Origin of the sequence: Catenulispora sp. GP43, from assembly GCF_041260665.1 — a bacterium.
Lineage (GTDB): Bacteria > Actinomycetota > Actinomycetes > Streptomycetales > Catenulisporaceae > Catenulispora.
On the sequence record NZ_JBGCCT010000004.1, the window covers coordinates 196134 to 219526 of the forward strand.

Here is a 23393-nt window from a genome sequence, read left to right on the forward strand (position 1 = left end):
ACGCGCCTGTGGCCGACGCCGCCGAATTCGCCAGGGAGACAGAGCCGTACCGGCGTGAGCTGTTCGCCCACTGCTACCGCATGCTCGGTTCCGTCTTCGACGCCGAAGACCTCGTGCAGGAGACCTACCTGCGCGCGTGGCGTCACTACGACGGGTTCGAAGGCCGCTCGTCGGTGCGCACCTGGCTCCACCAGATCGCCACCAACGGCTGCCTGACCGCGTTGGCCAGACGGCGCGACGCCGATCGGCGGGTCCTGCCCTCCGGCCTGGGCCCGCCGCAGCCGGACGTGGAGACAGCGGCGCTCGACCCCGACCAGCGGCAGCACTGGCTCCAGCCGGTCCCGGACGCGTGGGTCACCCCCGAGTCCGGCGACCCGGCATCGGTGGTCGCGGCCCGCGAAGGGGTGCGCCTGGCGCTGGTCGCCAGCCTCCAGCACCTGCCGCCGAAGCAGCGGGCCGTGCTGGTGCTCCGCGACGTCCTGGCCTTCCCCGCCGCCGAGGTCGCCGACATGCTCCAGACCTCGACCGCGTCGGTCAAGAGCTCACTGCAGCGCGCCCGCGCGACGCTCAAGGAGCAGGCGCCGACCGCCGAGCGCACCACCGAGCCCACAGCGCCGCAGGCCCGAGCGGTCCTCGCGAAGTACATCAAGGCTTTCGAGAACGCCGACGCGGACGCCCTGACCCGCCTGCTGCTCCAGGACGCCTCGATCGAGGCGCCGCCGATCCGGGCCTGGTTCAAGGGCGTGGAGACCTGCATCCCGGTGCTGCGAGACCATGTCCTCGGCGACCCCGGGTTGTGGCGCATGGTCCCGGTCGCCGGCGGGGCCAACGGGCACCCGGCGGCCGTGGGGTATCTGCGCGACGAGGAGGGCCGGTATCAGCCCTATGGCGTCATCGTCCTCGACGTCGTCGGTGACCGCATCAGACGCATCGTCTCGTTCGGCGACCCGGATCTGGTCGCCGTTTTCCGGCGCGTGTGAAAGGCGAAAGCCAAAAGGGGCGGGAACCGGCGCACACGGTCCCCGCCCCAGCGCCTACAGCCGGCTGCGATCGGCTCCAGGCACTTCCCGCGTCACTCGTCGCCGCGAGGGCTCCGGGCGCGGGCGATCGTGTCGCGCAGCCACAGTGCGCTGCGCTTGGGGGTGCGGGTCTGGGTCTCATAGTCGGTGCGGACGATGCCGAACCGCTTGTCGTACCCGTACGCCCACTCGAAGTTGTCCATCAGGGACCACGCGAAGTAGCCGCGGATGTCCGCGCCCCGCTGCCGGGCCTGGGCGACGGCGGCCAGGTGGGTGGCGATGTACTCGGTGCGGTCCTCGTCGTCGACGAAGCCGTCCTTGTCCGGAACGTCGTCGTAGGCCGCGCCGTTCTCGGTGATGACCAGCGGCGTCCCCGGGTAGTCCTGGCTGATGCGGACCAGCAGGTCGGCGAAGTCGTCCGGCATGACCTCCCAGTCGATGTAGGTCTTGGGCCGGTCGCCGAAGTCGACGGTGCGGGTCACCGGCCGGCCGGCGGCGTCGACGGTGGAGCCGTCCTCGGCGAAGCCGGTGGTCTTCATCGAGCGGTAGTAGTTCACGCCGAGGGTGTCCAGGGGCGCGGCCATGATCTCCAGGTCGCCCTCCTCGATCGGGATGGCGACGTCGATCGCCTCCAGGTCGGCGAGCAGGTCCTGCGGGTAGGCGCCCTTGAACAGCGGGTCCATGTAGGCCCGGAAGTGCAGGGCGTCGCCGCGGCGCGCGGCCTCCAGGTCCACCGGCGAGTCGGAGGCCGGGATCGAGTTGCCCAGGATGTGCGTGATCGCCAGGTCGATCGGGCGGTCGGCGGCCGCGGCCGCGGCGCGCAGCCGGCGGACCGCCAGGCCGTGGCCGAGCAGCAGGTGGTGGATCGCGGCGATGCCGTCGGCGTAGTTCCGGCGGCCCGGGGCGTGCACGCCCTCGACGTAGCCCAGCCACGCCGCGCACCACGCCTCGTTGTGGGTCGTCCAGTGCTCGACGCGGTCGCCGAGGCGGTCGTAGACCAGTTCGGCGTAGTCGGCGAACCGGAAGGCGGTGTCGCGGTTCGGCCAGCCGCCCGCGTCCTCCAGCTCCTGAGGCAGGTCCCAGTGGTACAGCGTCAGCCACGGCGTGATCCCGGCGCTGAGCAGCTCGTCCACCAGCCGGTCGTAGAACGCCAGGCCGGCGGGGTTCGCCGGCCCGCTCCCCCCGGGCTGCACGCGCGGCCAGGACACCGAGAAGCGATACGTGTCGACGCCGAGCGACTTGATCAGCCCCACGTCCTCCGGCATGCGGTGGTAGTGGTCGCAGGCGACGTCGCCGTCCTCGCCGTTGTCGATCGCACCCGGAACGCGGCAGAACGTGTCCCAGATCGACGGGGTCCGGCCGTCCTCATTCACCGCCCCCTCGATCTGGTACGCCGAGGTCGCGACGCCCCACCGGAAGTCGCGGGGAAGCTCCAAAGACATGGTTCTCCTCAATATCCTTAACAAACTGACGCAGTCAGCTCACGCCGAAGGGTGCAAGTAGCAGGCCACGGACCGCTCCGGGTCCGAGGCCGGCCGGACCAGCGGCGGCGGCGAGACGCCGCAGGGGTCGAACGCTTTCGAGCAGCGCGGGGCGAACGCGCAGCCGGCCGGCATGTCCCGCAGGTCCGGGGGCGAGCCGGGGATTCCGGTGAGCTCCCGCCGCGGCCCGCGCAAGGCGGGGAACGAGTGCAGAAGCCCGTCGCTGTAGGGGTGCAGGGACTTGTCGTAGATCTCGACGGCCGGCGCCTCCTCGACGATCCGGCCGCCGTACATGATCGCGATCCGGTCGCTGAACTCCACCAGCAGCGACAGGTCGTGGGTGATGAAGATGACGGAGAAGCCCAGCTGCTCCTTGAGCCGGGACAGCTGCCGCATGATCTGCCGCTGCATCACCACGTCCAGCGCCGTGGTCGGCTCGTCCATGATGACCACCCGCGGCTCCAGGGCCAGCGCCATCGCGATCATCACGCGCTGCCGCATGCCGCCGGAGAGCTGGTGCGGGTAGCTGTCCAGCCGGTCCTTGGCGATGCCGACCAGGGTCAGCAGCTCGGCGGCGCGGGTCGTCCGCTCGAGCTTGGTGGACTTCGGCCGGTGCTCGGCGATGACGTCGGTGAGCTGCGCGGCCACGCTGGCCACCGGGTTCAGCGAGTTCATCGCGCCCTGGAAGACGATCGACAGCTCGCTCCAGCGGAACGCGCGCAGTTCGTTGTCCGTCATCCGCAGCAGGTCGACCGGGTCGCCCTGCTCCGGGTGGTAGAGCACTGATCCCCCGGTCACCACCCCTGGCGGCGGCAGCAACCGGGTGGCGCCGTAGGCCAGGGTCGACTTGCCGGAGCCGGACTCCCCGGCCAGGCCCAGGACCTCGCCGCGGTTGAGCGTCAGGTCCACCGTGTTGACCGCGCGCACGGACTGCTCGCCGACTCCGTAGTCGATCGACAGTCCCTTGATCTCCAGGACCGGGCTCATCGGCCGCCGCCCCCTTCTCCACTGTCCGTCCGCGGCGAGAGCACCGGGGTGAAACCGATCCGCATCCGGGCCTTGCGGCCGTCGGCGGTGCGGACCACGGTCTTGGCACCGCCGCGCAGCCGCGGGTTGACGATCTCGTCGATCCCGAAGTTGACCAGCGCCAGCGCCGTGCCCAGCAGGGCGATGCACAGCCCGGCCGGCACGAACCACCACCACGCGCCGATGGCCAGCGCCTGCTGGCCCTGCGCCCAGAAGAGCACCTCGCCCCAGTTCCACTCCGAGATGCCCGAGACGCCGACGTAGGCCAGCGCGATCTCGGTCATCACGGCGAACATCACGGTGCCGATGAACGAGGAGGCGATGATCGCGGTGAGATTGGGCAGGATCTCGGCCACCACGATGCGCCAGGTGGACTCGCCGTTGGCCTTCGCCGCCTGCACGAAGTCGCGGTTGCGCAGCGACAGCGTCTGGGCTCTGAGAAGCCGTGCGCCCCAGGCCCAGGAGGTGCAGCCGATGACCAGCGCGATGGCCCAGTCCCCGGAGTTCGGGATCACGTTGGTGACGATGACGATCAGCGGCAGCGCCGGGATCACGATGAACACGTTGGACAGCGTGGACACCGAGTCGCCCCAGAAGCCGGACAGGTAGCCGGAGGTGACGCCCACGAGCACGGCGATCGCCGTGGCCAGGATGCCGGCGAAGAAGCCGACGAACATCACCGAGCGGGTGCCGACCAGGATCTGGCTGAAGATGTCCTGGCCCAGGTGCGTTGTGCCGAACAGGTGCTTGGCGGACGGGCTCTGCAGGATGTCGTTGCTGCGCTTGGAGGGGTCGAAGGGCGCGAGGGACGCGCCGAAGAGCGCGACGAAGGTGAACACGAGCAGCATGCCCAGGCCGATCGAGACCTTGACGCTCGGCATCCGGAAGCGGAACTTCGCCCTCCCGGTTGCCGCCGCCGCCTGCGCGGACACCACGACTGGCTGGCTCATGGGGTCATCCCTCCTTCCGGGTACGCGGGTCGAGCGCCATGTAGGCGAGGTCGGCGAGGAAGTTCGCGGCCAGCACCGCGATCGTCACGACCAGGAAGATGCCCTGGATCAGCGGATAGTCGTGTCCTGAGATGGCGTTGATCAGCTGGAGCCCGACCCCGGGCAGCGAGAAGACCTGCTCCACCAGGAACGTGCCGCCGACCACCAGGCCCAGGGCCATGCCGAAGCCGGAGACCGAGGGCAGCAGCGCGTTGCGGGCCGCGTACTTGGTCATCACGCGGGTCCCGGACAGACCCTTGGCGTGCGCGACGGTGATGTAGTCCTCGGCGGTGACCGTGACCATCATGTTCCGCATCGACAGCAGCCAGCCGCCGACCGAGGTGACGATGATCGTCAGCGCCGGCAGGATCATGTGGCCGAGGATGTCCCCGGCGATGGACCAGCCCGGCGTGTTGCCGACGGTGTAGCCGCCGGACGTGGGCAGGCCGAGCGGGCTCGCGAGCCAGGCCACGGTGATCAGCCCGAGCCAGAAGTACGGGATCGAGGACAGGAACGAGGTCGCCGGCAGCAGGCCGTCCACCCAGGTGCCGCGCTTCCACCCGGCGAGCACGCCGAGCCCGGTGCCGATCAGGAACGCCAGGATCGTGGTGGTGCCGATCAGCCCGAGCGTCCAGGGCAGCGCCGAGCTCAGGACCGAGGTCACCGGCTCGGGGAAGTTGCCGAAGCTGATGCCCAGATCGCCGTGGGCGAGCTGGACCAGGTAGTGCCAGTACTGGGAGGCCAGGCTCTGGTGCTTGTCCAGGCCGAACAGGATGTTCAGGGATTCCACGGCCTTGCTGTCGACCTCGCCGCGGCGCTGCTCGATCAGCGAGTCGACGGCGTTGCCGGGGATCATGCGCGGGATGAAGAAGTTGATGGTGATGGCGGCCCAGAGGGTGAAGAGGTAGAAGCCGAGGCGGCGGGCGAAGAACTTCACGGCTCGGCTCCTTCCAGGTCGGGCGCTTCGGGATCGGGTTCGGTGGTGATGGCGGGTTCGGTGGTGGTGGCGCCCACGACCTCACTGCCGGATGCGTTTTCGGCGCCCGCGACCTCGGCGGTCTTCCCGCCCTCGCCCTGACCGTCCTCGAACAGCCAGCAGGCGACCCAGTGGTCCGGAGCATCCCCCACCAGCGTCCGCTCCGGCACCGTCGTCCGGCACACGTCCATCGCCTTCGGGCAGCGCGGGTGGAACCGGCAGCCGGCCGGCGGGTCGATCAGGCTCGGCGGCTCGCCGGTGTCCTCGTCGTCGTAGGGCACCGCGCCGCCGCGCACGCGTTCGGGATCCGGCGCCGAGTGGATCAGCAGGTGCGTGTAGGGGTGTGCGGGCCGCTGCGTCACCGTCTCGGAGTCGCCGCCCTCGACCATGCGCCCGGCGTACATCACCAGCGTCTCGTCGGCGAAGTAGCGCGCCGAGGCGATGTCGTGGGTGATGTAGAGCACTGCCAGGTCCAGGCGCTCCTTCAGGTCGGCCAGCAGGTTCAGCACGCCCAGGCGGATCGACACATCCAGCATCGAGACCGGCTCGTCGGCCAGCAGCGCCTCCGGGTCGGCCGCCAGGGCCCGGGCTATGGACACGCGCTGGCGCTGGCCGCCGGACAGCTCGTGCGGGTACTTGTCCAGGTACAGCGCGGCCGGCGTCAGCTGCACCCGGCCCAGCAGGTCGGCCAGCGACTGCTCGCCGTCGTAGCGGCCGTGGATCTTCAGCGCGCGGGTCAGGTGGTGGCGCACGGTGTGCACCGGGTTCAGCGACGCGAACGGGTCCTGGAAGATCAGCTGCACCCGGCGGGCGTAGGCCTTGAACTGCCGTCCGCCCTTCACCGCGGTGGACACCCCGCCGATGCGGATGTCGCCGCCGGTGCGCGGGTAGAGCTGCGCCAGCAGCCGGGCGACGGTCGACTTGCCCGAGCCGGACTCGCCGACCAGCGCGGTGACCCGGCCCCGGCGCAGGCTCAGGGTGACGTCGTCCACGGCGTGCACGACCTTCGCCCGGCCGGACAGGGCCGCCCGGCCGCGGGCGCGCACCGGGAAGTGCTTGGTCAGCGCCTCGGCTTCCAGGACCACCTCGTGGTCAAGCGCCGTCATCAGTGCGTTCCTTCCACGGGCTTTCGTCTTCCTTCCGCGGGCCGGGCGGCGGCGCCCCTCAACGCCGCCGCCCCGCCCTGTTCACTGTGGCTGTGGTGGTTCGCTGTCGGTCAGCTGGACGGGGTCAGGTGCAGGACGATGTCCTCCATGCCCCAGCGGGTCGGCTGCGGCGCCTCGTAGGCGTTGTCCGCGGTGGGCCAGCCGCTCCAGTTCTTCGTGGAGTACTCCGCCCCGAGGTTGCCGGCCGAGGTCGGGATCATCGGCATCTCCTGGACGAACAGCTGCTCCAGGTTGTCCATCGCGGTCTTGCGGCTGGCATCGTCGGTGGCGTTGGAGTACGCCTTCAGCGCGGCGTCCGCGGCGGGGTTCTGGTACCGGCCGAAGTCCCCGGTGGCCGCGGTGCCGATCGGCTCCAGGCCGGCGGAGTCCATGATCTGGTCGTACATGTCGTACGGCGTGGTGCCGGAGTTGGTCCAGTGCAGCGCCGCGTCGAAGTTGCCCTTGGCGACGTTGTCGAACCAGGCGTCGTCGTTGGCCTTGTCGACGGTGGCGTTGATGCCGATGGTCGCCAGGTTGTCCTTGATGATCTCCAGGTCGGTCTGGTAGTCGTTCCAGTCCGCCGGGTCGGTCATGGTCAGCGTCACCGGCTTGCCCGACGGGTCCATCAGGGTGCTGCCCTGGTAGGTGAAGCCGTTGTCGGTGAGCTCCTTCTTCGCCGCGTCCACGCCGGTGGTCGGCGACACGCCCTTGTACTGCGCGGCGATGTACGGCTCGCCCTGCGGGGTCGGGACGCCGGTGATGTTGTCGATCTCCGGCTTGAAGTAGCCGGCCTCGCCCTGGTTGAAGATGTCGGCGCGGTTGATCACCATGCTGATCGCGCGGCGCAGGTGCGGGTTGTCGTACGGCTTCTTGGTGGTGTTGAACCACAGGCCGTCCGCCGACAGCTGGGCCGGGAAGTAGAGCTTGTAGTGCGCCGGGTCCTTGGCCACGAACGTGCTCTTGGCGTCCGACATGAAGTAGTAGCTCCACTCGGCCGCGCCGGAGGTCAGCGCCGCGCCCATGGTGTCGTTGGAGCTGTAGGTGGTGAAGTTGATCGTCTTCACCTTCGGCGCCGAGCCCCAGTAGTCGCTGCGCGCGGCGACGGTGACCGTCGAGGGCGTCGTGGTCTTGATGGTGTAGGGGCCGGTGCCGACCGGGTTGGCGACCGTGTCCTTGGACGGGTCGGCCATCGCCGACCACTGCTTCTTGTTGATCACCTGGGTGGACAGGATCTTCGTGCGGTTCACGTACTGCGAGCCGTTGAAGGTCACGGTGACCTGGTTGCCGCTGGTCGCCACGTTGGTGATGGGCAGCGAGTAGTAGTTGACGTCCTTGTGGTCCTTCATGATCTGGAAGGAGTAGGCGACGTCGTCGGGGGTCAGGGCACTGCCGTCGGACCACTTCACGCCGTCGCGGACGGTCAGCGTCACGCTGCTGTAGTCCGAGGCCCACTGCCACTTGGTGGCCAGCCACGGCGCCGGGTCCTGGTCCGGCTTGGCCTCGTCCTGCATGGCCAGCGGCTCCCAGATCAGCCAGGTGTAGCCGAGCTTCTTGGCGAACGAGGAGTCCAGGTAGGGGTTGTTGTTCGCGGGCAGGGTCGCTCCGTCGGGCATTCCGACGTTCAGCACCGACTTGCCGCCCGCCGAACCGCCGCCGCTCTTACCGCTGCCGCAACCCGCGGCCAGGGTGAGCGCCAGGCCCGCGGCCAGCAGCGCGGCGAGCGGACGCCGGGCTGCGGTGCCGGATGTCGCGAGGGTCATTGCTTCTCCTCCAAGTGAGGGGATCCGTACCGCGCGCCCTGTGCGGGGGTGTGCGGTATCGCGGCGCGGCCTTGTCGAAGGCGCGCCGGGCGGATCGGGATGGGATCTAGTCCTGTGGTGCGGTGGAGCTCCGGACCACGAAGTCGGTCGGGATGACGACCGGTTCGGCCGGCAGGGGCTCGCCCCCGAGGTGGGCCGTCAGCAGCCGGGCCGCGGTGGCCCCCAGCTCGCGCAGGGGCTGGCGGACCGTGGTCAGCGGCGGCTCGGTCAGCGCGGTGAACTCGACGTCGTCGAACCCGACGACGGCGACGTCCCCCGGCACCGCCAGTCCGGCCTCTCTCAGCGCCTGCAAGGCGCCCGCAGCGGAGAGGTCGTTGTGCGCGAACACGGAGTCGAACTCGACCCCGTCGGCCACGGCCCGTGCCACAGCGGCATGGCCCGAGGCGATGCTGAAGTCGCCCTCCAGCACGGCGGCGGCCGGCAGCGGATGCCCGGCCTCCTCGAAGACCTCGGCGAAGCCCTCGAGCCGTTCGGTGACACAGCCGAAACCCGGCTTGCCGGTGACGACCACCGGGTGGCGGCGGCCGATCTCCAGCAGGTGGTGCGCGGCCTGCCGGCCCCCGGCGCGGTTGGTGGTCGCGACGGAGGCGAACTGCGGCCGGGCCTCCCGGTCGTCGATGAGCACCACCGGCAGTCCCCCGGTGTGCAGCTCGGTGATGTAGTCCAGGGTCCCCTCGGGCTCGATGACCAGCAGCCCGTCGAAGGCCTTGGCGTTCACCTGGCTGGCGAAGCGCCGCATCGACTCGTCGCCCTGGTTGCAGGTGAAGAGCATGACCCCGAGCTCGCCGCTCTCCACCACGTCCACCGCGCCCTGGATCACCTCGCCGATCCACGGCCAGGTGAGCGAGGGGACCAGCATCCCGATGACGCCGGTGCGCCCGCGCGCCAGGGACACGGCCCGTGCGCTGGGCACGTATCCGAGCTCGTCGATGACCTGCCGCACCCGCGCCACGGTGGACGCGTCGAGCTCGCCCTTGCCGTTGAGCACACGGGAGACCGTGGTCTTGCTGACCCCGGCCCGGGCCGCGACGTCGGCGATGGTGATCGGCATGAACGGCGCCTTTCGGATGGCTTGTACCGACAGGAGATGTCAGTGCTTTGGTGCTGTGTGCGGTACCGGAACCGGTCTCGCGACCGCTTACGGCACCGGTTCCGAAACCGGTTCCGGGGAGCAGTCAACACCCGGCGGCACGGCTGGGCAATAACAGCGGGGTAACGTTCTGGAAATCTCCGCGACGCCGATCACCGCGCAGTGGGTACTTCTCCCCTCGCACCGCGTTCGCGGCGCGGGCCATGCTGTGCCGGACACCACCGGAACCGGACGAGGAGAAAGCGTGGCCGACACTGCGGGTGCCTTCAGCATCGACCTGCCGCTGATGAGCATGGTCACTTCTGACCTGGAGGGTCTGTTCGGCACCGGCACCGGTGCGCTGGGCGAGCTCGGGTCGCTGGTCCTGGCCGGCGAGGCGTTCGGCCAGATCGGGTCCGTGGTCGGCTCGGTCAACGGGGAGCTGCACGACAACCTCATCAGCTCCCTGTCATCGGGCATGGGGCTGTTCGGCACCCTCAACGGCGCGCTGCAGACCTGCACCAGCGACTACGCCTCGCTGGACACGATGGTCTCGGACAGCTTCGCGAGCCTGGGCATCGGCGGGACCCTGCCCTCGACGCCGACGGCCGGCACCAGCCCCGCCGACGTGAACACGTGGTGGAACGGACTGAGCAGCGACCAGCAGGCCGCGCTGGTGGCCGGTGATCCGGCGAAGATCGGGGCCATGGACGGGGTTCCCGACACGGTGCGCGACAGCGCGAACCGCACGGTCCTGTCGAACCTGCAGACCCAGACCCAGCAGCAGATCACCGACCTGAAGAACACCCCGACCTCGCCGTACGACGACTACCCGATGGCCGCCGCGGCGCAGTCGAGTCAGATCGGCGCCCTGCAGACCAAGCTCGACGGGATGAACGAGCTGCAGAAGGTGCTCGACAACGGCGGGACCGACGGCGCGCCGCAGAAGTACCTGCTGGGCATCGACACCAACGGCATCGGCCACGCGATCGTGGCCAGCGGCAACCCGGACACCTCCGACAACGTGGTGACCGTCGTCCCCGGCGTGAGCACCGACCTGTCGGCGGGCCACGTGGACCAGTACACGACCGCCGCCGACACCATCGTCAACTCCGCGCACAACGCCGACCCGACGCAGTCCACCTCGGCGGTGGCATGGATGAACTACAACGCCCCCGGATCGGTCCCGGCCGCGCTGTTCGACGCGCCGGCCAAGGCCGGCGGCCCGGTCCTGGACAGCTTCCAGCAGGGCCTGTACGCCACCCACGATCCGAGCGACCCGCTGCACACCACGGTGATCGGCCACAGCTACGGCACCACGGTGGTCGGCGAGGCCACCCAGGCCCCCGGCGGCCTGCGCGCCGACGACGTGGTGCTGGCGGCCAGCCCCGGCATCGACGTCGACAACGCCGCCGCGATGCACGTCCCCGACGGCACCGCGCACGTGTGGGCCACCCGCGACGACAACGACCCGATCGTCTGGGCCGAGGGCTTCCACAACACCGACCCGGTGACCCCGGCCTTCGGCGCGCACGTCTTCGACGGCGGCGTCGGCCCCAGCGGCCTGGTGGCCGCGCACGACTACTACTTCGACCCGTCCTCGCCGGCCATGGCGAACTTCGGCCAGATCGCCACCGGCCACTACAACCAGGTGACCTCGCCGCCTCCGGTCAAGCCGGACCCGTCGTGGTCGTACCCGATGTTCGGGGGCGAGTGAGGACCCTGCGACAGGGCTGACAGCCTCACAAGGCCCACAAGGCCCACAAGACTCACAAGGCTTCGGGGAGAGAGGGCCTCCCCGACGAAGCGAGGTCCCGGTACGGCTCAGGCCGTGCCGGGACCACGCTTTTTTCATGCCTGTGTGCGGCACTGTCGCAAAACATTGTTTCCGTGACGGAAACATCCAGATGCCACGCTGTGTGCTGTTCCATCTTTTTGGTCTCATTCATCCGACCGATAGGTGAGAAGGCATGCCCGAGACTCCCGAGACTCCCGAGGCCCCCGAACCCCCCGCGCCGCTCGCGACCCGGCTGGCGATCGTCTCGACCTACGCGCCGCGCCGCTGTGGGATCGCCACGTTCTCGCAGGATCTGACCACCGCCCTGGCCCGGTCCGCGCCGGACGTGGCGGTGGAGATCTGCGCGCTGGACCGGGACGGCCTGGACTACCCGGCCGAGGTCCGCACCGTCATCGAGCAGGACTGCCATGCCGACTACCGACGGGCCGCCGCACACCTGGCCGACGCCGGGGTGGACGCCGTCGTCATCGAACACGAATACGGGATCTTCGGCGGCCCCGACGGGGCGTGGATCACCGGGTTCGCCGCCGAGCTGGCGCAGCGCGGGGTGCCGTATCTGGTGACGCTGCACACCGTGCTCTCCGAGCCGACCCACAGCCAGGCCGCGACGCTGCACCGGCTGTGCCGGGACGCGGCGGCGGTCACGGTGTTCACCGAGACGGCGCGCACGCTGGCCGTGCGCACCGGGATCGCGCCGCCGGACCGGATCGTGCATGTGCCGCACGGCGCGCCGACGGCGGTCACGGACTTCACGGACGCTACGAACTTCACGGACTTCACGGGCTTCACGGACTCCAAGCGCGCCACGGACGCCACGGCATCGCACGAGATCGGCACGGAGGTCCGGCGGACGCTGGACGGGCTCGCCGGGCGGCGTCTGCTGTCGACGTTCGGTCTGATCTCCCCCGGCAAGGGCCTGCAGACCGCGATCGAGGCCCTGGGGCTGATCGCCTCGGAGCACCCGGACGCCGCGTATCTGATCGCCGGATCGACGCACCCTGAGATCGTGCGCACCAGCGGCGAGGACTATCGCGAAACCCTGGTTCAGACAGCCGAACAGGCCGGGATCGCCGACCGCGTGGCGTTCCTGGACAGCTTCCTGACCGAGAACGAGATCGGCGCGATCCTGGCGCGGACGGAGATCTTCTGCACTCCGTACCGCTCGCGGGAGCAGATCTCCTCGGGGGCGCTCACTTTCGCCGTCGCCGCCGGAAAGCCGGTGGTGTCGACCGCCTACCACTACGCTGTGGACATGCTCGGTGACGGTGCCGGGATCACCGTTCCGCCGGAGGACGCAGAGGCCTTCGCCGGGGCGCTGCGCACGCTGCTCGGCGACGACGCGCGGCTGGCCGCCGCGGGCCGGGCGGCGCGGGAGCGCGGGGCGGATCTGCGCTGGGACGCGGTTGCGAAGCGGTTCGCGGCGATCGTCCGGGCCTGTGCGGAGCAGCGGCGGCGGGAGGTGCCGACGGTGCCGGCGGTGCCGGCCGGGAGCGTGCGGCCACCGCGGCTGAAGCTGAAGTACCTGACCCAGCTCACCGACTCCGGCGGGATAGTGCAGTTCGGGCAGGGGATGCGGCCGGATCCGGCGTCCGGGCACTGCGTCGACGACGTGGCGCGGCTGGCGATCGTCGCGGCCGGACTGTGCGCGGAGCCGCCGCAGGCGCTGCGCGGGGCGGCGCCGCACGAGTGGCTGGACACGAGCCTGGACTTCCTGCAGGCGGCCTACGATCCGGACGCGCGGGCGGCGCGGAACATGCGCACCGTCGAGGGCGCCTGGCTGGACGAGCCGCATTCCGGGGACCATGTCGGGCGGATGATCTGGGCGTTGGGCGAGATCGCGGCGACGCCGGCGGTCCCGGACAAGTTCCGGGAGCGGGCGGCTGAGCAGCTGATGGAGGCGCTGCCCGCGGTCGGGGGGCTGCGCGATCTGCGGAGCGTGGCGTACGCGGTGCTCGGGCTGGTGCAGGTCGCCGAGCCGACGCGGGAGCTCGAGCGGTGCGTGGCGCGGCTGGACGCGGCGTGGCAGGACGCCGCCATCGAGGGATGGCCGTGGTTCGAGGAGCAGTTGTCGTACGACAACGCGCGGCTGGCGCAGGCGCTGCTGGCCGGCGGGGCGCGGGCCGGGGACGCGGCCGTGGCCGGGCGGGGGTTGAGGGCGCTGGACTGGTATCTGGCGCAGGTGGGGCTCGGGGTCCGCGCCGACGACGCCAACGCTGATGCCAACGCCAACGTCCGGCTCGCACTCATAGGGAATCTGTGGCGGCGCAAGGGGGCGGCGCGTCCCGAGTACGAGGGCGCGGAGCAGCCGGTCGACGCCGCGGCGGCGGTGGAGGCGTGCGCGGCTGCGTGGCGGGTGACCGGGGACACGCGGTACGCCAGGTGCGCGAGACGTTCGTTCGGCTGGTTCCTGGGGGAGAACCGGCTAGGACTACCGCTGTACGACTCCGGTTCCGGCGGGTGCCGGGACGGACTGCAGGCCGGGGACACCAACCCCAACCAGGGGGCGGAGTCGACGCTGGCCTATCACCAGGCGCGCCTGGGACTGATCCGGGCGGGCCTGGCCGACGACAGGGACGAAGCCATTTCACGATGAGGGGAAGCGGCCTTGCCGACCAAGGACGACGCCATCCGGGACCTGTTCACGCGGGAACCCGCCAATCCGATTCTGACCGCCGAGGACTGGCCCTACCGGGTGAACACGGTGTTCAACCCGGGCGCGGCCACCCACGGCGCCGAGACCGTACTGCTGTGCCGGGTCGAGGACCAGCGCGGGATCTCCCACCTGACGGTCGCGCGCTCGCCCGACGGCGTGCACGGCTGGCGGGTGGAGCCCAAGCCGCTGCTGGCCGAGGACCCGGGCGACCACACGTCGATGTGGGGCGTGGAGGACTGCCGGGTGACGTGGGTGCCGGAGCTGGCGAAGTACGTGATCGCCTACACGGCGTACGGACCGTCAGGGCCCTGCGTCGCCCTGGCCACCACCGAGGACTTCCAGTCGGTGGAGAAACTGGGCGCGGTGATGCCGCCGGACGACAAGGACGCGGCACTGCTCCCCCGCCGGGTGAACGGCGACTTCATCCTGTACCACCGCCCGGTCAGCTCCCGCGACGGCAACCGGGGCAACATCTGGCTGTCCCGCTCCTCCGACCTGCACCACTGGTCGGCCCCCGAACCGGTGATGGCCAGCCGCGAGGGCCCGTGGTGGGACGCCGCGCGCATCGGCCTGGGCCCGGCCCCGATCGAGACCGAGCACGGCTGGCTGGGCGTCTACCACGGCGTGAAGCAGATGCCGGCGGGCCCGCTGTACCGCGCGGGCCTGGTCCTGTTCGACCTGGACAACCCGGCCCGGGTCGTCCGCCGCTCCCCGGCCTGGGTGATGGGCCCGGCCGCGGAGTACGAGACCCGCGGCGACGTGCCGAACGTGGTGTTCCCGACGGGGATGGTGCACGACGAGGACAGCGGCGAGGTGCGGTTGTACTACGGGGCCGGGGATTCGGTGGTGGCGCTGGCGACGGCGCGGTTGGGGGAGTTGTTGGATCACTTGTGGCAGTACGGGTGAGGGCGGGGGCTGACGCGCAGAGATCGGGCGCGCGGGCCGAGGCACCGGTCCGGCTCGCGCGCCCACGCGAAAGGCGCGAAAGGCGAGCCCCTCCCGCTCAGTCGGCCTCGTCGATCTGGAAGCCGACCTTCAGCCCGACCTGGAAGTGCGCCACCTCGCCGTCCTTCAGATGGCCGCGGATCTGGGTCACCTCGAACCAGTCCAGTTTGTGCAGGGTGGTGCCGGCGCGCTTGATGGCGTTGCGGATGGCGGCGTCGATGCCCTCGTGGGAGGAGCCGACGATCTCGGTGACGCGGTAAGTGTGCTCGCTCATGGTGGTCTCCCGGCTGGTCGTCCTGGGGTCCAGGCTGGGGCCGGGGGGCTGGGGGCGCATCCGGAGGGCGCGCGGGGTGGCGGCCAAGCGGGTGACGGGCGGCGGGGCGGAAAGCGGTGGTCGTGCGATCACCCCGCTGGCATGCTGGCTCCGTGGCGAAAGCGGATATCAGCATCACCTTCGACCCCGGGTTGCACATCTTCCTCGCGGCGGCGAACCGGCGGGCCGGGGCGGCTGTGGAGACCGATGCCACCTCCAGCTTGGGGCACGTCGTGGAGGCGCTCGGCGTCCCGTTGGTCGAGGTCGGCGAGTTGCTGGTCGACGGGCAGCCCGCGGCGGCCGGGCGCGTGCCGGTCTCCGGCGAGCACGTCGAGGTCCGCAAGCTGGTCTTTCCGCAGCGTGTTCCGGGTCCGCTGCGCTTCCTGCTGGACATCCACCTCGGGACGCTCGCGCGGCGGCTGCGGGTGCTCGGCATCGACGCCGCGTATGAGACCCCTGACATCGGGGACGCGGCGTTGGCGGCGCGTTCCGCGCAGGAGCAGCGGGTGATGCTCTCGCGCGATCGCGGGCTGCTGCACCGGCGCGAGCTGTTCGCCGGGGCCTACGTCTACAGCCACAAGCCCGCGGTGCAGCTCGACGAGATCCTGGACCGCTTCCAGCCGGAGCTGGCGCCGTGGACGCGCTGCACCGCGTGCAACGGCGTGCTGCGGCCGGTGCCCAAGGAGGAGATGCGCGACCGGCTGGAGAGCGGCACCGCCAAGTCCTACGACGCCTTCGCCGAATGCGAGTCCTGCGGCCACGCCTACTGGCGCGGGGCGCACTCGGCCAGCCTGGACGCGATCGTGGAGCAGGCGACCCGGCACCGGTAGAAATACCTGATCCCCCAGAGCGCTGCGGGTAGTTCTGCCGGTGTGCCCCCACTACGGAGCGGGTTAGGGTCCCGTGTCCATCCGGGAATGGCGAGGGGAACATCCGTGGGCATCTTGGGCAGACTGAAGAGCATCGTCGACGTCGGCTTCAAGGTGCTGCCCGACGCACCGGCGCTGACCCCGCAGCAGGAACGCGGCCTCGCGCTGGGCGCCGTGTACGCAGCCGGCGACTACCTGCCGATCAACGCCCTGACCACCGCGGCCGAACCACACATCGCGGCCAAGATCCTCGAGCAGTCCTGGGACGTCCACGACGCCCACTCGGCCCGCGCCACCTACCGCTTCCTGCTCGACGACGGCGGCCATCGCGCCATCTACTCCTGCCTACGCGGCTACCTGAACGCCGGCTGGGACCTCAGCCGGGCCGACGAGCGAGCCCGGGTCGAGCAGGCGACGCGGGAGATCCCGGCGATCGCCGTCCAGCGCGGCGAGCGCCCGGATCTGGCGCTGAACTACTTCCAGTCGGCATGGCCGCTTCGGGCGATGATGCAGTGGTACCACCCGCGGCGGATCGTCGACAGTGTCGCGGCCTGGGACGCGGCGCGGGTGGTGCACGTCAGCCGGTTCGTCGTGGACGCCGGGTACCTGCCGGCGGACGAGGCGTGGGCGGCGATCGACGCGGCGGTGCGGATGGTGCGGCCGGAGTACCCGTCGTGGGCGGAGTTCCAGCTGGGGTTCCTGGCCGGGCGGGTCTTCTGGCAGGCAAACGCGGGGTTCGACGCTCAAGAGATCAGCGCCGACTACCGGAAGTACACCAACGCAGGGAAGTCGTTGCTGGGCAAGGCGGAGAGTCCTTGGCTGCGGCTGCCCTGGTAAATCAGGCCCGCACCACCCGCACCCCGGCGTCCCCGAACTCCCCTGCGGTCTCCTCGTCCAGACCGGTGTCGGTGATGAACAGGTCGACGTCGCTCAGCCCGCCGAAGCGCGCCATGCAGTCGTTGCCGACCTTCCCGTGGTCGGCCAGCAGCACGGTGCGCCGGGCGGCGCCGATCATGGCGCGCTTCACCGCCGCCTCGGTGATGTCGGGGGTGGTCAGTCCGCGCGCCACCGAGACCCCGTTGGTCGCCAGGAAAGCCACGTCGACGCACAGCTGGGACAGCGGCGCCAGTGCCCAGTCGTCGACCGCCGCCATGGTCCGGCCGCGGATGCGGCCGCCGAGCATCAGGACCGTGAGATTCGGGCGGGTGGCCAGCTGGGCGCCGAAGGCCGGGGCGTTCACCACGACGGTCAGCTCCCGGTCCACCGGCAGGATCTCGATCAGGCGCCCGGTGGTGGTGCCGGCGTCGATGATGATCGAGCCCTCCTGCGGCAGCTCCGCCAGGGCGGCTTTGGCGATGCGCTCCTTCTCCGCGGTCATCACCGCGTCCCGGGCCGCGACGCCGGGCTCGAACCCGAGGCGCTCGACGGGAATCGCGCCGCCGTGCACGCGCCGGACGACCCCGGCGCGCTCCAGCACGGTCAGGTCCCGCCGGATGGTCTCGGTGGTGACCGACAGCTCCTCGGCCAGCCCCACCACGTCGACCCGTCCGGCGGCCCGCGCCTTCGCCAGGATGGCCTGCTGGCGCTCCTCCGCGTACATGTCTCCACCCCTGATGTCGCCGCGCCGATCACCGCAATTGTAGGGGGCCGGGGCGGGCAGACTGATGGTCGAGGGTTTTTCACCGGGGAGGAAGACTTCGTGGCGGGGTCGAAGCCGAAAGGCGTCGCGCAGCAGCTTTTCGAAGCGCAGCAGCGCAGAGCGGCGCACAAGGCGGCGTTGGAGAAGGCTGCCCTGGCGGCGCGGGAGAAGGAGAAGCGGGCTGCGGCGCGTCGGGAGGAGGCCGCCGCTCGGCAGGCCCGGCGGGCCGCGGAGGAGTCGGCCAAGCGGCAGCAGGCGTCCGACGCGCGCCAGGTGCAGCAGGTGCTCCGGGAGATGGAGAAGCGGGAGACGCTGCGCCAGCAGGCCGAAGCGCGCGAGGCCATGGTCCGGGAGCGCAATGCCGCTCGGGACGAGAAGGCGCAGGCTGTGCAGCGGCTCAAGGACGAGGCGGCGGAGCGCACCCGGGAGATCGAGCGGCGGGTTGAGGCGATCGGCAGTGTCCTGGCCGGTCGTGACCGCGGATTGGAGCCGCTGCGTGCGGACTCCGGCGCCGCTCTCGACAGCGGCGGCGCCGAGGGCTTCGCCGACCGCGTCTCGCAAATCCTCGCCGAGCGCGCCTTCCTCAAGCGTGCGCGTCCAGAGGTGGCCTACTCCCCCGACACACGTCGTCTGACCGTCGCAGTCGATCTGCCGCGGCCTGAAGGCGTCCCGGCCGACAAGGCGTTCCGCTACGTCGCGGCGCGAGGCGAGATCGTGGCGATACCGAGGCGTGAGGCGGAGAAACAGAGTATCTACCAAGACGCCGTGGCACGCCTTGCCCTGTGCGTCGCCGACTACGCCGCCGCCGTCACCGCACCGGAGGCCGTCGATGTCATCGCCGTCAACGGCCACGTGCGCGCCACCGATCCGGCGACCGGCCGGCCGGTGCGGCCGTGTCTGGTGAGTCTTCTCGTGGAACGCGACGTCTTCGAGCGCGTCGCGCTGGACGAGCCGCGTCTGGATCCGGTGCAATGCCTGATACATCTCAGGGCCCTGTTGTCCGACGATCCCTGCGGCCTCCAGCCGGTGATCCCGTTCGCTGATCCCGGCCTGGAGCGCCGCCGGCCCGCCGAAGCAGCGGCCGTCCTGGACCTGGCGACCATGGACCCCTACGACTTCGAACGCCTCATCCGCGACCTGTTCCTCGCCATGGGTTTCAGAGCCTGGAAGACCCCGGACAGCCGTGACGGCGGTGTCGACGCGGTGGCGGTCCGCGACGACATCGCCATCGGCGGTGTCTGTGTCATCCAGGCCAAGCGCTACACCCACACCGTGCCGGTCGAGGCGGTGCGCGCGCTGTACGGCACGATGCAGGAGCACAAGGCCTACACCGGCCTGGTCGTCACCACCTCGTCCTTCGGACCGGCCAGCCACGCCTTCGCCGCCGAGGTCGGGCGGATCACCCTGGTCGACGGCGCACGCCTCAGGGCCCTGATCAAGGAGCACCTGGGCATGGACGCGGTGATCAGCGGACGCAGGACAGCGACGAGCTGACCGCCAGAGCCATCGGGCCGCCGCCGCGGGAGAGGCGACGGAAGAAGCTCAGGATCCCGGTCAGGCCGTAGGCCCAGGACGCGCTGTACTCGCCGGGGTTCTCGCGCACGAAGACCGGGTGGTCGGCCGGTCCGGCGCTGCGGACCAGCAGCTGCGCCACCACGGCGCGCGCCGCCTGCCAGTACCGCTCGTCGCCGTCGCGGGTGGCGAGGTCGATGAGCATGTTGCCGATCCCGGACAGACCGCAGCACTGGGTGGGCTTGTCCATGCGCGGGATCAGGGCGGTGCAGGCGTCCGCCGCGCGCCGTGCGGCATCGGTGTAGGCGGAGTCGTTCAGGTACTCCCCGGCCGTGAACAGGCTGGTGGCGATGCCGGCCAGGCCCTGGCACCAGGAGGCGGCTAGCGGTGCGGTCGTGGGCCGGGCGGACAGGGCGGCGAGCCGGTCGGCGCGCCGCAGGAGTTCGCGGGCGCGTTCGTCGGCGCCGGCCAGGATGGTGTCGTCGGCCAGGCGGGTGCCGATGACGGCGAGCGCGTCGACGGTGCCGGCCAGGCCGTGTCCGCGCGCGGTGGAGGGTTCGACGCCCGCGGCGTCGCCGAGCAGGCCGGGCTGGGATTCGGCGTCGGGCATGGTGTTGGCCAGGACGTGGTAGGCGCACAGCCGGGCGATGTCCAGGTGTTCGGGGCGCCGGTCGAGGTCGTGCAGCAGCAGGTGGCCCAGGCCGATGCCGGAGGCGCCGCTGATGAGGTCGGAGTATTCGGGTTTCCAGTCCGTGCCGATGGTCTGCGCGGGGCGGATGTCGGTGTCGGCGCGGGAGACGGCCCCGGGCGCCAGGCGCCGTGCCGCGCTGAGCCGGAAGACGTCCAGTCCGGTGCGTCCGGTCCACAGGCCCGGTCCCAGGCGGACGACGGCGGCTCCGCGCCGGCTGAACAGCACCAGGTCGGCGACGAGGCCGGGGACGCCCGGGGTGTCCAGGTGCTCCAGCAGTTCCAGGCCGATGCCGGCGCCGCCGCGGTAGACGCAGCCGTCGACGCCGACCTGTTCGGTGCGCGGCACCTCGGTCAGGATTCTGCGGGTCTGGTCGGTGAGGTCGGCGAGCAGGTTCGAGCCGATCTCCTCGATCAGCGCGTCGGTGACCGGTGCGGAGGGCGCGAGGGCGGTGCGGGTGCGCCGAGCGAGGGAGAAGTCGCCGGCGGCCATCCGCCGGGCCGCGTCCTGGACCCGGGTGTCGTCGGTGCCGAGCAGGTCGCAGATCAGCCCCAGGACTGCGCCCGGGGCTTCGCCGCAGCGCGCTCGGATCATGCGTAAGGCGATCCGCCGCGGCTCGTCCATATCGCTGCTGAGCACCACTGCCGGCAGGGCCGACCAGGCGTAGCACAGCGTGGCGCCCAGGGCGTGCAGGTCGTCGCCGGTGGTGGGCTCCTGGTGCCGGAACTGCCGGGCGCTGGAGTAGCCGGAGGTGCCGCCGGGCAGGTACAGGCCGTTGTGGCCGGCCAGGCCCAGGTCGATCAGCTTGGCGCTGCCGTCCGGGGCGACGACCACGTTGCGCGGGTTCAGGTCGCGTATCAGGACGCCGCGCTCGTGCACGGCCAGGATGATGGTGGCCAGTTGCCGCGCGAGCTGTTCCAGGGTGCGGCCGGGGACGGCGCGGGGGTCCGCGGCCGTGGCGTAGCGGCCGTTCTCCATGACGTCGTCGGCGAGGTTGTACCGGCCCACGTCGCGGGTGACCAGGAACTCGTCGGTGCCGGCGCGGAAGTGGTCCACGTAGCCGGCGACGCCGTCCACGCCTTCCAGCACGGCCAGCACCCGGCGCTCGTTGCGCACCCGCAGGCGGGTGTCGACGCCGTCCTCGCCCTCGTCGACCAGGGCCCGCGACTGTTTGACGATGACCCGGGCGCCGTCGCGCACGTCCACGGCGCGCATCACGTCGCCGCGGCCGGCGTGCACGATGCCGGAGTCGATCTCGTAGTAGTCCCCGAGCCGGGTCGAAGGGCTCGGCGACCGCTCCCAGTCCCGCGCGCCCGGCTCGCCGGTGAACGGGTCCACGGCCCAGGTCGGCTGGCGGTAGCGCAGGGTCGCCAGCGCCGGGAACTCCTCGCCGTCCGGACCGGTCAGGGTCATCACGAGCTTGCCCTGGGCGTCGGCGCCCCAGGGCTTGTCGATGGGTCCGTAGCGGTAGTAGACCGGGGCGTCGGCGGCCACGCGGCGGTCGCTGAGCACGCGCGGCGCCGCCCGGCCGCGTAAGAGGCGGGCGAGCATCAGCCCCACGTCGCGTACGCGGTCCTGTTCGGGGTACACGGTGAACGCCTTGCCGATCGAGGACGGCGTGGTGGTGCCGTCGTTGAGCCAGGCCAGAACACCGGTGGAGGCGGCCATCTTGAAGGCGCAGCCCTCGGCCAGCAGGGCCGGCACGATCACGTCCGCGGTCTCGGCCAGGGCGCCGGTCCGGCTGGAGACGTGCAGCTTCCACCCTTGTTCCACCACGTGCGCACCCGGCGGGCGGACGCCCAGCCAGGTGGTCCCTTCCTTGAGCCCGATCTCGACGCCGGCCGCGGCCGCGTGTTTTCGGATCAGCCGCTCCACATCCTCAGGCGACAGCCCGCCGTTCATATCGAACGTCCTTCTTTCGTGGTGCTGCGTTGCCGTGTCGCCGTCAGTCCTGACGCGGGTCGCCCCCAGCGCTGGTCGGTCAGGGACTACCAGGGGATGCTGGTCGCGAAGAACCAGTGGCTGACGTCGTCGCCACAGCAGTGCAGACACTGGCTGTGGTCCCGAGAGGCGTCAGCGATCCCGCTGAAGGCGGTGTCCACGTCGAGCTCGTCGGCATCGGTCTCGCGTGGCTCCAACTCGAGCAGTTCGTTCATCTTCGCACTCCTATTGAGAGGCGTCCGATGCTCGGACTCTGCCCTGTCTAACCGCCCTCGGCGCGGGCGTCAATGGGTGATCGACTCTCCGTGTGAAGACGGGCCCGGTCGCTGACGGCGCCGGGCGTTCTCCTCCGCCACCAGCATCAGGACCATGACAAGCGTGAGTCCCAGAAGTTCCGCCGCCGCCGAAGCGCCTGCCAGCGGAATCGTGGCGAGCACGGCGAGCGCGCCGAGGGCCCGGAAGAACATGGGAGAAATGCGCAGGCTCAGCCGGAAACACAGATCGCCGAGGAGGTAGACCGCGACGCCGCCGGCGAGCGCGACCCCGGCGGCGGTCGGCAGCGCGTCGCCGAGATGGCCGATCGCCTTCTTCAGACCGGCGGCCAGAATCGCGATGCCCAGCAGCATCGGGATGAAGCTGTAGTAGTAGGCGCGCATCCCCAGGCGGAAGCGCCGGATGCCGGTGACGGCGGCGAGCGCGTGCTCCGCGGCGGACTCGTCGTGCCCGAAGTAGGTCCACCACAGCGTGACGGCCAACGCCAGCGCGAGCGCGATCCCGGCGGCCAGGCCCCAGTCCAGCCGGGTGCCGGCGGCGCCGGCGCCGATGGCCACCACCGACTCGCCGAAGACGATGATCAGAAGCAGGCCGTGGCGCTCGACGAAGTGCGCGGGGTCCAGGTCGCCGACGTTCTCGGTGACCCGGGCGCGGCTCTGCCCGTAGTCGCCGGTGATGCGGCCGGAGACCACCGGCGCGAGCTGCTGCAGCAGTACCGCGGCCAGCCACAGCAGATCCGAGGCGTTGCCCCGTACGGCCCCGGCGGCGGTGACGCATCCGGCGGCGGCCAGGTTCGGCACGGCGAAGCTGAGCACGTACTTGCGATGGATCAGCGCGTACAGGGCGCTGTGGACGGCGGTCACCACCAGGAAGGCCAGACCGAAGGCGACGCCATCGACGCCGAACACCTTCGGGATCGCCAGCGCGCACGTGAGGAACCCGAACATGCCGACCATCAGGATGACGCGTCGGCTCAGGTTCTCCGGCGGCACCTGGTTGGTCAGGTAGGCGTAGGCCCCGTACATCCAGTAGAGCACCGCGAAGATCAGCAGCACGCGGCCGACCTGCACGAAGGACAGATCGTCGGCCAGCAGCACGGTCAACTGGGTGATGGTGAACACGAAGACCAGGTCGAAGAACAGCTCCAGAGTGGTCACCCGGCGCGGAGCGGCCTTCTCGTCGGAGGCGGGGTGGTCGCTCGCGACGGGAGCCGGCGTGGCGGTCATGGCCCTCACCC

19 protein-coding genes are annotated in these 23393 nt (G+C 70.9%); 7 read left to right on the top strand and 12 right to left on the bottom strand.

Annotation, left to right across the window (positions count from 1 at the left end):
• The first annotated feature begins 8 nt into the window (after positions 1 to 8).
• Positions 9 to 980 carry a sigma-70 family RNA polymerase sigma factor gene (locus ABH926_RS10980; protein ID WP_370365328.1) on the top strand — a complete coding sequence of 324 codons (972 nt, stop codon included), beginning with the start codon at positions 9 to 11 and terminating at the stop codon, positions 978 to 980.
• A gap of 92 nt (positions 981 to 1072) precedes the next feature.
• On the opposite strand, the gene ABH926_RS10985 is transcribed toward ABH926_RS10980, so the two are convergent.
• The 7 genes from ABH926_RS10985 to ABH926_RS11015 form a co-directional block, all read right to left on the bottom strand.
• The gene (locus ABH926_RS10985) at positions 1073 to 2461 is read right to left on the bottom strand and encodes a GH1 family beta-glucosidase (protein WP_370365329.1); all 1389 of its coding nucleotides are present in this window, start codon (positions 2459 to 2461) and stop codon (positions 1073 to 1075) included.
• Between the two features lie 39 nt (positions 2462 to 2500).
• Positions 2501 to 3487 (bottom strand): ABC transporter ATP-binding protein, encoded by a 987-nt coding sequence (locus ABH926_RS10990; protein WP_370365330.1) that lies wholly within the window; start codon positions 3485 to 3487, stop codon positions 2501 to 2503.
• The gene (locus ABH926_RS10995) at positions 3484 to 4476 is read right to left on the bottom strand and encodes an ABC transporter permease (protein WP_370365331.1); all 993 of its coding nucleotides are present in this window, start codon (positions 4474 to 4476) and stop codon (positions 3484 to 3486) included. Before ABH926_RS10995 ends, ABH926_RS10990 begins: the two co-directional genes overlap by 4 nt.
• A gap of 4 nt (positions 4477 to 4480) precedes the next feature.
• Complete coding sequence (locus ABH926_RS11000) at positions 4481 to 5452, bottom strand: ABC transporter permease (RefSeq protein ID WP_370365332.1); 972 nt, start codon at positions 5450 to 5452, stop codon at positions 4481 to 4483.
• Positions 5449 to 6597: an ABC transporter ATP-binding protein gene (locus ABH926_RS11005; RefSeq protein ID WP_370365333.1), complete on the bottom strand. Its 1149-nt coding sequence runs from the start codon at positions 6595 to 6597 to the stop codon at positions 5449 to 5451. Before ABH926_RS11005 ends, ABH926_RS11000 begins: the two co-directional genes overlap by 4 nt.
• A gap of 110 nt (positions 6598 to 6707) precedes the next feature.
• Positions 6708 to 8396, bottom strand: a complete 1689-nt coding sequence (locus ABH926_RS11010) for an ABC transporter substrate-binding protein (protein ID WP_370365334.1) — start codon at positions 8394 to 8396, stop codon at positions 6708 to 6710.
• Positions 8397 to 8502: 106 nt separating this feature from the next.
• Entirely contained in the window at positions 8503 to 9507 is a 1005-nt protein-coding gene (locus tag ABH926_RS11015; protein WP_370365335.1) for a LacI family DNA-binding transcriptional regulator, read from the bottom strand.
• Positions 9508 to 9790: 283 nt separating this feature from the next.
• Here ABH926_RS11015 and ABH926_RS11020 point away from each other — a divergent pair, with 283 nt between their 5' ends.
• The 3 genes from ABH926_RS11020 to ABH926_RS11030 all read left to right on the top strand — a co-directional run bounded on the left by ABH926_RS11020 (position 9791) and on the right by ABH926_RS11030 (position 14882).
• Positions 9791 to 11242, top strand: a complete 1452-nt coding sequence (locus ABH926_RS11020) for an alpha/beta hydrolase (RefSeq protein ID WP_370365336.1) — start codon at positions 9791 to 9793, stop codon at positions 11240 to 11242.
• Positions 11243 to 11495: 253 nt separating this feature from the next.
• Positions 11496 to 13916 carry a glycosyltransferase gene (locus ABH926_RS11025; RefSeq protein ID WP_370365337.1) on the top strand — a complete coding sequence of 807 codons (2421 nt, stop codon included), beginning with the start codon at positions 11496 to 11498 and terminating at the stop codon, positions 13914 to 13916.
• Between the two features lie 12 nt (positions 13917 to 13928).
• On the top strand, positions 13929 to 14882 hold the full coding sequence (locus tag ABH926_RS11030; protein WP_370365338.1) for a glycosidase: 954 nt from the start codon (positions 13929 to 13931) through the stop codon (positions 14880 to 14882).
• 97 nt (positions 14883 to 14979) lie between these two features.
• On the opposite strand, the gene ABH926_RS11035 is transcribed toward ABH926_RS11030, so the two are convergent.
• Positions 14980 to 15195, bottom strand: coding sequence for a dodecin (locus ABH926_RS11035; protein ID WP_370365339.1), 216 nt, complete (start codon positions 15193 to 15195; stop codon positions 14980 to 14982).
• Between the two features lie 152 nt (positions 15196 to 15347).
• Between ABH926_RS11035 and ABH926_RS11040 the strand changes: the two genes are divergently transcribed.
• Both ABH926_RS11040 and ABH926_RS11045 read left to right on the top strand, forming a co-directional pair.
• The gene (locus tag ABH926_RS11040; protein ID WP_370365340.1) at positions 15348 to 16064 is read left to right on the top strand and encodes a Mut7-C RNAse domain-containing protein; all 717 of its coding nucleotides are present in this window, start codon (positions 15348 to 15350) and stop codon (positions 16062 to 16064) included.
• Between the two features lie 105 nt (positions 16065 to 16169).
• Positions 16170 to 16940, top strand: a complete 771-nt coding sequence (locus ABH926_RS11045; RefSeq protein ID WP_370365341.1) for a DUF1266 domain-containing protein — start codon at positions 16170 to 16172, stop codon at positions 16938 to 16940.
• Between the two features lies 1 nt (position 16941).
• Here ABH926_RS11045 and ABH926_RS11050 read toward each other — a convergent pair whose 3' ends face one another.
• Positions 16942 to 17703, bottom strand: a complete 762-nt coding sequence (locus ABH926_RS11050) for a DeoR/GlpR family DNA-binding transcription regulator (protein WP_370365342.1) — start codon at positions 17701 to 17703, stop codon at positions 16942 to 16944.
• Between the two features lie 99 nt (positions 17704 to 17802).
• On the opposite strand from ABH926_RS11050, the gene ABH926_RS11055 reads away from it, so the two are divergent.
• A complete protein-coding gene (locus ABH926_RS11055) occupies positions 17803 to 19236 on the top strand; it encodes a restriction endonuclease (protein WP_370365343.1) in 1434 nt (477 codons plus the stop codon).
• Here the strand turns inward: ABH926_RS11055 and ABH926_RS11060 are convergent.
• The 3 genes from ABH926_RS11060 to ABH926_RS11070 all read right to left on the bottom strand — a co-directional run bounded on the left by ABH926_RS11060 (position 19208) and on the right by ABH926_RS11070 (position 23382).
• The gene (locus ABH926_RS11060; protein ID WP_370365344.1) at positions 19208 to 21844 is read right to left on the bottom strand and encodes a lanthionine synthetase LanC family protein; all 2637 of its coding nucleotides are present in this window, start codon (positions 21842 to 21844) and stop codon (positions 19208 to 19210) included. The two genes, ABH926_RS11055 and ABH926_RS11060, sit on opposite strands and share 29 nt — an antisense overlap.
• 86 nt (positions 21845 to 21930) lie before the next feature.
• Entirely contained in the window at positions 21931 to 22098 is a 168-nt protein-coding gene (locus tag ABH926_RS11065; protein ID WP_194915901.1) for a hypothetical protein, read from the bottom strand.
• 69 nt (positions 22099 to 22167) lie between these two features.
• Positions 22168 to 23382, bottom strand: coding sequence for a low temperature requirement protein A (locus ABH926_RS11070; RefSeq protein WP_370365345.1), 1215 nt, complete (start codon positions 23380 to 23382; stop codon positions 22168 to 22170).
• Between the last annotated feature and the right edge of the window lie 11 nt (positions 23383 to 23393).